Genomic DNA, 10,721 nt, shown 5'->3' with positions numbered 1-10,721 from the left:
GAAGGGCGAGCAAACTCGAAGGAGCCATCATCTCGAGCTAAATGGAAACCTTGTATAATCCACGAATGCGCAGAAAAACCTGGGGCACAATTGCGCTCGGTACGCTATTGCTCTTCCCGGTGTGCTCAAGAGGAGGACAGGAAGTGAAATCTCCGCAGCCTGAAAACACGAAGCCGGCTGTCAAAGTGGAACAGCGCGGGCGCATCCTGGGAATCGGCGGTGTTTTCCTCAAATCCGCCAATCGCGATCAGATGCGCGAATGGTATTCGAAGCATCTTGGGCTCGCGGACAAAGGCCAAGGTGTCATGCTGCCGTGGCGCGAACACGACGACCCGCAAAAAGAACACGTTACCGTTTGGACTCTTTTTCCCGCCTCCACTGATTATCTCGGGCCCGCACCGTTCATGATCAACTACATCGTGGACGACCTGGATGCTTTGCTCGACCGCCTGAAACTGGAGGGCGTAAAGATAGATCCGAAACGAATGAACGAGTCCTACGGTCGCTTTGCCTGGATCTATGACGTGGACGGAAACAAGATTGAGCTCTGGCAGCCGGCTGCAAAGCCGTAAAGGTCGAACCGGGCGGGCTTGCCCGCCGGCTGCTTCCGACAAGGTCCAAAGAAAGGGCCTGGCAGTGATGCCGGGCCCTTTCCCGTCTCCAGTGAGCGCTTAGCTCAGCCGCCCCATCCTGCCGGCGTTGAAGTCCTCAATCGCCTGCATGATCTGCTCGCGGGTGTTCATCACGAACGGGCCGTAGCTGGCCACAGGCTCGTTGATGGGCTCACCGCCCAGGACCAGCAAGGTGGTGTCTTCCAGGGCCTCTACCGCAATCTGTCCGCCGCGCGTAGTGAAGGTCGCGATCTGCGCCTCACCCTTGACGGTCTTTTCCCCATTGAAAGTCACGCCGCCGCGCAACAGCACAACCGCGGCATTGTGGCCTTCCGGCACCGGGATCTCGACCTTGGCTCCGGCCTTCAGCCGCAGGTCGAACAACTCCACCGGAGTAACCGTCTGCGCAGCGCCCTGCGCCTCCGCCCACGAACCGGCGATGATGCGGGCGACAGAACCTTCGCCGAGCTCGACCACCGGAATCTGCGCGCTCTCGATGCCCTGGTAGCGCGGCTTCGACATCTTCTCCTTGGCCGGCAGGTTCACCCAAAGCTGCACCATCTCAAAGATGCCGCCCTTCTTCGTGAACTCCGCCTCGTGCATCTCCTCGTGGACCACACCCGAGGCAGCAGTCATCCACTGCACGTCCCCCGGTCCAATCACGCCCGAGTTGCCGGCGGAATCACGATGCGCCACCGAACCCTGGTAGGCGATCGTGACGGTTTCAAACCCGCGGTGCGGATGCTCGCCGACGCCGCGCGGCCGGGCAGCCGGCTCGAACATGCGGGGGCCGGCGTAGTCCAGCATGAGGAACGGGCTCACTTCCCCGTTCAGGCCGTTCGAAGGAAACAGATTGCGTACCGGGAAACCATCGCCCACCCAGTGCGTGGACCCGGAGCCATGGACACCAGTCAGTTTTTTGAAGTCGCTCATATTCATCCTCATTTCTTTTGCCACTCTGTTGCTCGCAGGGGATGCGCAACCCGCCTCTCTCTAAGAGGGCGAGTGCAGCAACGCCCCAGCGCCCAGCCCCAGCTTGCGCAGCAGATGGATCAGCGTCACCTGCTCTTCTTCCGAAATCACAGCGGCCGCGCATTCCATATCGTCGGCATGTGCGGCAAAGAGCTTCTCAGCCAGCTCCGAACCCGCCTGTGTCAACGAGACGATGCGGGCCCTGCGGTCCTTCGCATCGTTGCAGCGCCGGACCAAGCCGCGCTCTTCCAGCCGGTCGACCGCCGTGGTGATGGAGCCGCTGGTGAGCAGCACTTTCCGGCCTAGCAGGTTCACCGGCAGCGGACCCTTGTGCAGCAGCGCCTCCAGCACCGCGAAGTCGCTCTTGCCGATCCCCATCGATTCGATGCTTCGCACCGCGTGCATCTCAATCACATGCGACGCCCGCGAGAGGACCAGCCAGAGATGAACCGCCTGGGCTTTTGAATTGCTTGGGTTGCTGTTCTGCATCTCGTTCTCTTGATGTAAAGATGCTTGATATCAAGAAAAGATTCAGATCATGCAACACCACCACCGGGTGTGTGCTAAATTCGACCCCTATGAACCCCTATGCTTCCTTCACAGGCGGGCGCGATCCCCAGCAGATCATTGCCGGGACGCCCGCGCGGCTACAGGAGTTGTTCACCACTCTAGGACCCGAGCGCGCGAACATCGCGCCGGCCGAGGGCAAATGGAGCGCTCGGGAGATCCTCTGCCACCTGGCAGACACCGAGATCGTTTTCGCCTTTCGTTTGCGGCAGTCGATTTCCGACGAGCACCATGTCATCCAGCCCTTCGACCAGGATCGCTGGGCCTCGTCCTACACTCCTTATTCGACGGATGCCGCACTGGCAACCTTTACCGCGGTCCGGCAATGGAACGTGGCCTTCATCCAGTCGGTCCCGGCCGCGGACTTCTCGAAGCCGCTCACGCATCCTGAGCGCGGCACGATGTCGTTTGGGGTTCTGGTGGAGACAATGGCTGGGCACGACAACAATCACATCCAGCAGATTGAGGCGATCGCGGCACGCTAAGGCCGTCGCCGATTTCCGCCATCGTGCGAGTCCAACAATCGGAGGCGGAGATTCCGTTCGTGGAACCACCGCCTCCGGCGGGCACCGGTCATGGGGTCAGATGCCGGCACCCTGCAGGCCTTGTACCGAACGGCCAGGCAGCCGGCGCCTAGACCGAAAGCGTCAACGTTTCTCCAGCCGCGATCTCCAGCGGCTCGGCAAAGACGAATCGAACCCGCTTGCCTTCCCGCTTCACTTCATGGGCCAGTTTGCTGTTGCCGATGCTGGCGACGGACGCTCCGCCGGCAGCCACGCCGCCCGACACTTCCACCGTCCGGCACGACAGTTTGCCCTCCGTCACCGAGACCGTGAGTTGAGTCCGCCCGCCCTTGAGGGAGTGCGAAAATACACCCCACCCGCCGCCAGTCGACCAGAAGGACGTGAAGTTTTCCGGCCGGATGCGGGGCGCGACGGCCAGGCTCCCCGCTCCGCCGTGATACTGGAATCCGGTGAGCGCCAGCACGCCCGACCACGCCGACATGGCGCGTGCATAGTGGTGGCCGCACTCGATCTCGTCCCACGGATTGCGCTTCTCGCCGTCGTATCGCCTGCGGACATCCTCAAAGCACTGCGTGCCTTCGCGGACCATCCCAGCGGCGATGAGTTGGGTCCCGAACAGGTACTCGATGCCGGTCCACGCCTCTGAGGCATAGGGGAATGGGATGCGCGGCCGCTTGCCCGCGGCGTAGTCGCAGATGAGCACCGCCGCCTCGTCGTTGAGGGCATAGATCCGCTCCACTGAGTCGTGATTCGTCAGGGTGGAGCGGTGGTTGTAGCGGTAGATGCTTTCCAGAGTCTTGCGGATGTGGGCCGGATCGAGCAGCGGCCCGAGGCCGGCCAGATCCGCCAGATACTGGCCGATCAACTGATCCGTGAGGCAGCCCTCGCCCAACTGGAAATCGGGATGCTCCGGATCCTCGGCGCCGCCGGTGGACCGCAGCGGCTTGGCGATCTTCGCCGTCGGGATGCCCTGGATCTTCTGGATGTAGTGCTGGCCATTGAAGAGATTGGCATCGATCCAGCGGCTGCCGTTGTGGAACAGGCCCGCGCACTGCTGGGCGAACGCTGTGTCGCCCGCGGCCCGGGCCATCTCCTCGCAGGCGCGCAGCCCGCCAAGGTAATACGCTCCGCACATCGGATTCGGCCCATAGAACTCGACGTCGTAGGTGTTGTGCTGGACCCCTTCCGCCACGCCATCGCGGTCGCCGTCCCAGCCGCCTTCCACCCACGCGAATTCCATGGCCTGCTTGATCTTCGGCCACATACTCCTCAGCCAGGCCTCGTCGCCCGAGAGCCGCCAATCCAGATAGGCCTTAATGATCTGCCCCATCGTGCCGTCGGCCGCGGTCGTCCCCGAGGTCTGCTTCTTCTCCGGAATCATCAGCCGGATGGGGATCACGCCCTCCATCGCCGCCCCTAATTCAAAGGCGGACTCCCGCATGGAGCGTGCCAGCGACGGGAACAGGTGCTGCGTGGCTACCTCGTAGTTCCAGACATGCGTGCAATTCCCGAAGCAGCAGCCGCGTTCATCGTCGATGCCTTCGAAGCCGCGAAACTTCCCATCGGCGGTGCGGAAGCAGGTGTTCGTCACCAGGGTGGAGAGGTTGGCCGTGGCGGCATCCTTCACAGCGGCCGGCAGCGTGGACGCGCGGATGGCCGCCGTGAACGCCCGCGTCCGTTTCTCCAGCGGTTCGAGATGGGAAGCAATATACTCCGCCACCTTCCAGGCATCGGCGAAGCGCTGCGCGTAGTAGTTCCCTATCACGACGTTCTCGTCGCCCTGCGGCGCCACCCAACCGCACCAGGCGGGCGTCCGGTTAGGGAAATGCCAGGCCAGTAGGAACGTGAAATCGGCCTCCGCGCCGGGCGCGATGGTCCGTTGCAGGCAGAGGGAACCAACGGTATTGCGCGACTCCGGTTCCGGCCCCAGTTGCCCGTCGTCCGAGAAATCGTCCCAGAACAGCAGCGGGCTGGCCCACCACTTCGCCTTCTGCCAGCCGCGCAGATGCGTCACCTTCCCATCGCCCGCGTTCAGGATGCAGAGCGCGACGGAACCGGTCATGGGAGCGCCGGCCGCGGCCTTTGCATCGGTCATCATGAGGCCGTGCAGACCGTTGCCGGTGCGGAACTCGTTCGTGCGCTCCTGTTCCGGAGGCCGTCCACGCTCCGGCCGCGCGCGTGGATTCAAGCCGACCGGATTATCCATGGAGTAGGCGATCGACACCTTGGCCGCCACCTTGCCCGGGTTCGTCACCTTGTAGCGCAGCACGGCCACCGGCAGCCCGGAATCGTCGGGCTCCAAGGGGATGAAGGGCGTGAACGCTTCCAGCTTCACCTTCACCGGCAGGGTCTTGTCGTGAAACTCAATCCCCGCCATAGGGAACTCGCCCGTGAATTTGGCGTCCTCGAGGCGCGTCAGGCCCGACACCTGCGCCGGATCCAGGCCGCGGCCCACCTGGTAGGGCGAGAGCAGCCGGGCTTCCAGTACGCGTGCCACCGGCTTGCCCGCCCCGGCCTGCGCCCAGATGCTGGGGAACGTGTAACTGAGCAGGCGCCCCTTCTCGGGCCGGTTGAAGATTTCCCAATCGCGCAGTTGGCCCCGCCCGCCCAGGCTCACACTGCCGGCGCCCACACCGCCCAGGGGAAAGGCGATGGTGGCCAGTTGCCGGCCGCGAAACGAGCGCGGGTATTCAAAGGGGCTGGCGGCGGCCGCAGGAGCAGGATCTGCCGTTGCGGCAGGCGCGGCCGCTGTCTGTCCCACCGCCGGTACCGCCGCCGCCCCCAGGGCCACCTTTTTCAGGAAGCCTCGCCGGCCGGAATCGGCTCCACTCTGTTTTCGACTCATGAGACGTCGCTCCTTCGCGCGCGGCCACGCCTGGCGGCACTACCAATCCCCCTCGCTGGACGCGTCCGTCTTACCGCACCCCGTTGGTCGCCTGAACCAAAGGAAGAATCAACTGGTCCAGCGCGGCGTCGGTCTTGGCATCCAGACGCACATTCTTGTGGAGACTCCAGTTCTCCACGTGCTCCACCGTCTGGCCGGGCTGCAGCTTGGTCAGCGGGCCTACGGTCTCTACTTCCAGAAACTCATCGTTCGTGAAGGTCTCAAACGAACAGCCGAAGTCGGGATAGGTCTTGCTCGCGTCCGCCCTCACGCGCTTCACGAAGGCCTCTCCGTTCAGCACATACGCCGCCCAGGTGTCTGCGTTGAAGGTCCCCAGCTTCTGCGGCTCGGCATTCGCCGGATCCTGGCGCAGCATGAGGTACTTCTTCGTGAACGTCCAGCGCTTGTCAGAGAGGTCTGTGTATGCCCACATCACCAGCGGATTTGTGGCTTCCAGGTTCACCGGGTGCTTGCCGCGCGGTGGGAAGCCGGTGACCGCGGTGCCGCCCTGGGCCATCTGCGTCAGCGCCCAGGCCGAGAACTCCAGCGGGAACAGGGATCCGTTTGTGATGCGATGGATCACAGTGACACCGCTGCCGCTGGCCGCCAGACGAATCTCGATCTCCTTCTGCAGCCCGGTGAGCGGCTCTTTCGGCTCCCGCGCGATCACGCCCTGGGCTGTCTGCTTCACCTCCACAGGCACGTTGTCCGGAGCCCAGGTGGCGACAGGATCCTCGGGCGCCTTCCACACCCGGTGGCCGCCGCGCGCCTGGAACGCCGCCTCGCCGCTCTTGCCCAGTTGCTCCTTATATTCCTTGAACAGGTTCTGCCCGCCCACAAAGCCGTAGCGGATCACGCGCGGGCCGACGTCGCCCGTCACCACGAGTTCCACCTCGCCATTGCTGATGCGGTAGCTGTTGGGCCACCCCTGATAGTTCTGTTTTTGTACGGTGACAGCCGCACTGCTGACAAAGCTGAGGCCGGCTAATGCGGCGATCGCCAATCTTACTTGCGCCATGGGCCCTGGGAGGTCCTTTCCGTGACCAGAATGTTGTGAACCGCGGGCCCGGTCCAGTGAGGGGAGTGTATTTGCGACCTCAGCGTGGACAAGGCTGACCGCCGTTGGGCAACACTCTATCACAGGAGTTCGTGAATAACCGCCTATCCATCACATCCGGCAGACTCAACCGGCCCGGTTCACGGCGTAAGCTGAAGGAGTCCCACGAGTGCGCGATGCATCACCGCAGGGGCGAAGAAACAGGGTAGGATGGAATTCATGAGCGACGTCATTGCCGAGTATCAGCAGTGGAAACAAAAGGGAGGCGATCTGCGCGCCAAGGCCAAACTTGCTATGGAGGCTCGCTTCCGCGAACTGTTGCAGGAGGCGGTGAGGCTTTCCGAGGAGTACCGCGCGGATTTCGGACCGGGTCTCAAGCCCCCGCCGGCCGTGACGTCCTTCCGCTATAAGGCAGGCAAGCCCAAGAAGGCAGCCGCTCCGAAACCCGCTCCTGCCGCCGCGGCCACCGCGGCAGCACCCGCCCCCAAAAAAGAGCAGCCGCCGGCCAAGCCGGATCCGAAGCTGCAGGGACTTCAGAAGCGGCTGGCGGCGGCGCAGAAGAAGGTCGAAACGGCCAAGGCGGCCGGCAAGCCGACACGCGACCTGGAAGACCGCGTGTACGAAATTGAAGACGCCCTGCGCGTCGCGGGCAGTACGGACTAGGTCCTGACTTTGGCTCCAGCCGCCATCCCCGCCGGGAGGGCGGACGCCCTCGTCCGCGGACGGCCCCCCTGGCCGGCTCCATCGGAGCAGCCAGGGCAGTTACGCCCGCCGCCGCCGCAACCAGCCCAGCAATAGCAGAGCCGGCGCAGCCAGCAGGGCCGTGGACGGTTCAGGCGCAGCCAGCGGATCCTGCGTCGTCCCCGAACTCACCCGGAAGGCGTTCAGGTAGCTGTCGCCGTTCAGATGCCAGTTCACCGCGCTCGCCGACAAACCAGGCTGCGTATTGTGCCAACCGGTGGTGCCGCGGAATCCGCCGCTGTTGCCCCACCAGGCGCCCTGGGTGGCCTCACCCGCGCCGCTGATCACCATCCAGTAGAGACCACCGGCCTGCAGCGAGGGGCCATTCGAGAGATTCAGGGTCGTCAGATATCCGGTCAGGCTGAAATCCAGCGTGAAGAGGTTCGCGCCAGTCGGACCTTCGCCGTCATTGTTGGCAATGATGTCGAGCCGGTAGAGGTTCTGTCCCGAGGTGTGGCCCATCGCCAGGGTGATCTGGCTGATCTGCCCGCCCTGGGTTGGGTCGAAGAGGTTGGCGACCACCTGATCATAGGAGCCGCCGATCGTCGAACCGGAAAGCTGATAGCTGTTGGCGGGTCCGAGTGTGTCGTAGAGGGTGGCGCCGTGGGCGGCTGCCGTGAGTAGTGCTCCGAGAGCGAGAACAGTGAGTTTCATGTTTCCTCACTGAACAGACGCGCAGACAAAAAGCGATCCGGATCACTGGATCATGAGATTTTCTCAATCGACCCGCGGAGCCGAGCCGCCGGCCTCAGGACTTGGCCCGCTTCGCCTTGCCGCGTGCGCCGGCCACCTTCACCCCGTAAGCCCGCCAAAACGCATCCACCACGCGTTCAGCCACCACGGTGGGCTTCTCCTTGGTGCCCTTGAAGAAGATGTACCAATACAGCACCGGACCCAGCAGCAGCGCCAGCGAACCCTCGATGTCGAGATCCGGCTCCAACTCGCCGCGCTCCACGCCGAGCCCCAGCAGATGCCGCAATTCACGGCGCGGCGGCTCCATCACCATGTGCCGCCACGCCAGCCCGAACTCGGGATTGCGCGCCGAATAGGCGATGCAGTGCGGCATGAACTTCTGGTGCACCTCGGCCCCTTCCGGGTTGCGGTAAGCCAGCACCGCTCGCACATCCGCCCGGGTATCACCCGTATCGAAGCTAGGCCGCGCATTCAGGCCGTTGATGTCGGCCATCACTTCGAGGATCAGCGCGTCCTTGTCCGCCCAGTGTTTGTAAATTGTCGCCTTGCTGACACCCGACTGCTCAGCCACGGAATCCATGCTGGTGCCGTCGATGCCCCGCTCGGCGAAGAGCGCCAGCGCGGCATCCAGGACCTTTCGATGCGCACTGTCGCTTCGTGTACGAGCCATGGTCAGACCTGAATCTTTGAGAACAAATGGCTGCCGACAAACATCAGGACCGCCGCTACGCTGACAAGCACCAGCGCATCCAGGCCCAGGCTGAAGTGGGAAACGCCAATCAGCGAGGTCCGCAGTCCATCCACTCCATAGGTTAACGGATCGAGCCTCGTAACCGCCGTCATGATGGAAGGCAGATTGCTCAGCGGATACAGCGCCCCGGAGAGGAAGAAGATCGGCATCACCAGGAAGTTCATGATCAACTGGAAACCCTGCATATTCTCCAGCACCGACCCGATGGCCGTTCCCAGCGCGCTGAACACGCAGGCGATCAGCACCATGAACAGCAGCGCGAATGGCAGCATGGCCGGGTTGGCCACCCGGAAGCCAGCCAGGAAGCAGACCACGACGACGAGGAGACCCTGGATCACCGCCACCGTCGCGGCGCCCAAAGTCTTGCCCAGCATGATCTGGATCCGCGGCACCGGAGCCACCAGCGTCTCTTTCAGGAAGCCGAACTGCCGGTCCCACAGCAGTCCGATCCCTGAAAACACGGAACTGAACAAAACGGACATGGCGATCACGCCGGGCGCCACAAACTGCAGGTAGCTGCCCTGGCCGGCCTTCTGGAAGATGGGCCCCATGCCAAAGCCCAGGGCGATCAGGTAGAGCAGCGGCTGCCCCAGTGAAGCCACGATCTGCGCTCGCGAACGCACATAGCGGCGTAGTTCCCTCAACCACAGGATGTAAACGGTGCTCATCGTTTCTTGCTCCACATCTGGGCCACCTGCCTCAACTGGTCAGAAGAGACATTGGCCGACTCGTCCCGGATGGATGAACCTGTGTAGGCCAGGTATGCGTCTTCCAGCGAGGTCGTGTTCGTCTGCTGCTTCAGGCTCTCCGGAGTCCCTTCGGCCACGATCTTCCCGTGGTCGATGATCGCGATCCGCTGCGCCACGCGGTCCGCTTCGTCCATGTAATGCGTGGTCAGGAACACGGTCACACCTTCTGACTTGTTCAGCATCTTCACCTGGCTCCAGAGCTGGTTGCGATTCTGCGGATCCAGGCCCAGCGTCGGCTCGTCCAGGAACAGGATCTTCGGCGTGTGCAGGAATGCGCGCGCAATCTCCAACCGGCGCTTCAGGCCGCCCGAAAACATCTTCGCCTGGTCGTTGCGCCGCTCCCACAATTCGAACGTGCGCAGCAGTTCCTCGGTCCGGGCAATGCGTGTCTTGCGCGGCACGTGATACATCACGCCGTGCAGTTCCATGTTCTCGTACGCCGTCATGTCACCATCCAGGCTCGGGTCCTGGAAGACGATCCCAAAGCGCTTCCGCACTTCATTCGCGTTGTCGGATGGATCCAGACCGTCTATCCGCAACTGGCCGCCGGTCGGCTTCAGCAGCGTGGTCAACATCTTAATGGTGGTCGTCTTCCCCGCCCCGTTGGGTCCGAGAAAGGCGAAAATCTCGCCCTGGCCCACCTGGAAGGAAATGTTGTCGACCGCCGTGAAGTCGCCGTACTTCTTGCAGAGATTCTCCACCTGGATCATAACTGCCGTAGGCCTCCTTGCACCTCATTGGAATACTAAACGGTTCAGTTCATTAATGTCAATAACGCGCGCCGCGTCTTAATAGTCGTTTCTCTACCGGTGGAATGATAAACTGACTCCATGGCCGCACCGCCCAAGCCCGTCGATATCCTCCAGGGCACCCTCAACATGATGATTCTCCAGATCCTGCTGCCGGGCAAAGCCAACGGCTACGAGATCGCTAAACTCATCGAGCAGCGTTCCGACGAACTGCTGCAGGTGGACCACGGCTCGCTCTACCCCGCCCTGCGCCGCCTCGAGTCCAAACAGCTCATTAAGGCCGAGTACGAAGTCTCCCCCACCAATCGCCGCGCCCGCTACTACAGCCTGACGCCCGCCGGCCGCAAGCAGGTCGCGCTGGAGCACTCCCGCTGGCAGACGCTCGTCCACGCCATCACCCGCGTCATGAGGCCCGCTTAAGCC

General features: G+C 63.1%; 12 protein-coding genes. 4 read left to right on the top strand and 8 right to left on the bottom strand.

Annotation, left to right across the window (positions count from 1 at the left end; all coding sequences use genetic code 11):
* Positions 1–65 precede the first annotated feature (65 nt).
* Complete coding sequence (locus IRI77_RS31200; protein WP_228486415.1) at positions 66–572, top strand: VOC family protein; 507 nt, start codon at positions 66–68, stop codon at positions 570–572.
* Between the two features lie 99 nt (positions 573–671).
* Here IRI77_RS31200 and IRI77_RS31195 read toward each other — a convergent pair whose 3' ends face one another.
* Positions 672–1,544 (bottom strand): pirin family protein, encoded by an 873-nt coding sequence (locus IRI77_RS31195; RefSeq protein WP_194448861.1) that lies wholly within the window; start codon positions 1,542–1,544, stop codon positions 672–674.
* 60 nt (positions 1,545–1,604) lie between these two features.
* Positions 1,605–2,072 (bottom strand): MarR family winged helix-turn-helix transcriptional regulator, encoded by a 468-nt coding sequence (locus IRI77_RS31190; protein WP_194448860.1) that lies wholly within the window; start codon positions 2,070–2,072, stop codon positions 1,605–1,607.
* Between the two features lie 89 nt (positions 2,073–2,161).
* On the opposite strand from IRI77_RS31190, the gene IRI77_RS31185 reads away from it, so the two are divergent.
* Positions 2,162–2,635, top strand: a complete 474-nt coding sequence (locus tag IRI77_RS31185; RefSeq protein ID WP_194448859.1) for a DinB family protein — start codon at positions 2,162–2,164, stop codon at positions 2,633–2,635.
* Positions 2,636–2,783: 148 nt separating this feature from the next.
* Here the strand turns inward: IRI77_RS31185 and IRI77_RS31180 are convergent, their stop codons facing one another.
* The gene (locus IRI77_RS31180) at positions 2,784–5,519 is read right to left on the bottom strand and encodes a GH116 family glycosyl-hydrolase (protein ID WP_194448858.1); all 2,736 of its coding nucleotides are present in this window, start codon (positions 5,517–5,519) and stop codon (positions 2,784–2,786) included.
* Positions 5,520–5,589: 70 nt separating this feature from the next.
* Entirely contained in the window at positions 5,590–6,576 is a 987-nt protein-coding gene (locus IRI77_RS31175) for a DUF4380 domain-containing protein (RefSeq protein ID WP_228486414.1), read from the bottom strand.
* A gap of 258 nt (positions 6,577–6,834) precedes the next feature.
* Here IRI77_RS31175 and IRI77_RS31170 point away from each other — a divergent pair, with 258 nt between their 5' ends.
* On the top strand, positions 6,835–7,278 hold the full coding sequence (locus tag IRI77_RS31170) for a hypothetical protein (RefSeq protein WP_194448857.1): 444 nt from the start codon (positions 6,835–6,837) through the stop codon (positions 7,276–7,278).
* A gap of 99 nt (positions 7,279–7,377) precedes the next feature.
* On the opposite strand, the gene IRI77_RS31165 is transcribed toward IRI77_RS31170, so the two are convergent.
* The 4 genes from IRI77_RS31165 to IRI77_RS31150 all read right to left on the bottom strand — a co-directional run bounded on the left by IRI77_RS31165 (position 7,378) and on the right by IRI77_RS31150 (position 10,259).
* The gene (locus IRI77_RS31165; RefSeq protein WP_194448856.1) at positions 7,378–8,010 is read right to left on the bottom strand and encodes a hypothetical protein; all 633 of its coding nucleotides are present in this window, start codon (positions 8,008–8,010) and stop codon (positions 7,378–7,380) included.
* A gap of 94 nt (positions 8,011–8,104) precedes the next feature.
* On the bottom strand, positions 8,105–8,719 hold the full coding sequence (locus tag IRI77_RS31160) for a TetR/AcrR family transcriptional regulator (RefSeq protein ID WP_194448855.1): 615 nt from the start codon (positions 8,717–8,719) through the stop codon (positions 8,105–8,107).
* 2 nt (positions 8,720–8,721) lie between these two features.
* Positions 8,722–9,468 carry an ABC transporter permease gene (locus IRI77_RS31155; RefSeq protein ID WP_194448854.1) on the bottom strand — a complete coding sequence of 249 codons (747 nt, stop codon included), beginning with the start codon at positions 9,466–9,468 and terminating at the stop codon, positions 8,722–8,724.
* On the bottom strand, positions 9,465–10,259 hold the full coding sequence (locus tag IRI77_RS31150) for an ABC transporter ATP-binding protein (protein ID WP_194448853.1): 795 nt from the start codon (positions 10,257–10,259) through the stop codon (positions 9,465–9,467). Before IRI77_RS31150 ends, IRI77_RS31155 begins: the two co-directional genes overlap by 4 nt.
* A gap of 120 nt (positions 10,260–10,379) precedes the next feature.
* Here IRI77_RS31150 and IRI77_RS31145 point away from each other — a divergent pair, with 120 nt between their 5' ends.
* Entirely contained in the window at positions 10,380–10,718 is a 339-nt protein-coding gene (locus IRI77_RS31145) for a PadR family transcriptional regulator (protein WP_194448852.1), read from the top strand.
* Positions 10,719–10,721 lie beyond the last annotated feature (3 nt).

The sequence above is a fragment of the Paludibaculum fermentans genome, from assembly GCF_015277775.1.
GTDB classification, from domain to species: Bacteria; Acidobacteriota; Terriglobia; order Bryobacterales; family Bryobacteraceae; genus Paludibaculum; species Paludibaculum fermentans.
This window is presented reverse-complemented; position numbering and strand designations above follow the sequence as displayed.

Bases quoted from the DNA above. Each gene is read 5' to 3' on its own strand.
- IRI77_RS31170 (WP_194448857.1), top strand. From the start codon at position 6,835: ATGAGCGACGTCATTGCCGAGTATCAGCAGTGGAAACAAAAGGGAGGC.
- IRI77_RS31145 (WP_194448852.1), top strand. From the start codon at position 10,380: ATGGCCGCACCGCCCAAGCCCGTCGATATCCTCCAGGGCACCCTCAAC.
- IRI77_RS31155 (WP_194448854.1), bottom strand. From the start codon at position 9,468: ATGAGCACCGTTTACATCCTGTGGTTGAGGGAACTACGCCGCTATGTG.
- IRI77_RS31180 (WP_194448858.1), bottom strand. From the start codon at position 5,519: ATGAGTCGAAAACAGAGTGGAGCCGATTCCGGCCGGCGAGGCTTCCTG.
- IRI77_RS31165 (WP_194448856.1), bottom strand. From the start codon at position 8,010: ATGAAACTCACTGTTCTCGCTCTCGGAGCACTACTCACGGCAGCCGCC.
- IRI77_RS31190 (WP_194448860.1), bottom strand. From the start codon at position 2,072: ATGCAGAACAGCAACCCAAGCAATTCAAAAGCCCAGGCGGTTCATCTC.
- IRI77_RS31185 (WP_194448859.1), top strand. From the start codon at position 2,162: ATGAACCCCTATGCTTCCTTCACAGGCGGGCGCGATCCCCAGCAGATC.
- IRI77_RS31150 (WP_194448853.1), bottom strand. From the start codon at position 10,259: ATGATCCAGGTGGAGAATCTCTGCAAGAAGTACGGCGACTTCACGGCG.
- IRI77_RS31195 (WP_194448861.1), bottom strand. From the start codon at position 1,544: ATGAGCGACTTCAAAAAACTGACTGGTGTCCATGGCTCCGGGTCCACG.
- IRI77_RS31160 (WP_194448855.1), bottom strand. From the start codon at position 8,719: ATGGCTCGTACACGAAGCGACAGTGCGCATCGAAAGGTCCTGGATGCC.
- IRI77_RS31200 (WP_228486415.1), top strand. From the start codon at position 66: ATGCGCAGAAAAACCTGGGGCACAATTGCGCTCGGTACGCTATTGCTC.
- IRI77_RS31175 (WP_228486414.1), bottom strand. From the start codon at position 6,576: ATGGCGCAAGTAAGATTGGCGATCGCCGCATTAGCCGGCCTCAGCTTT.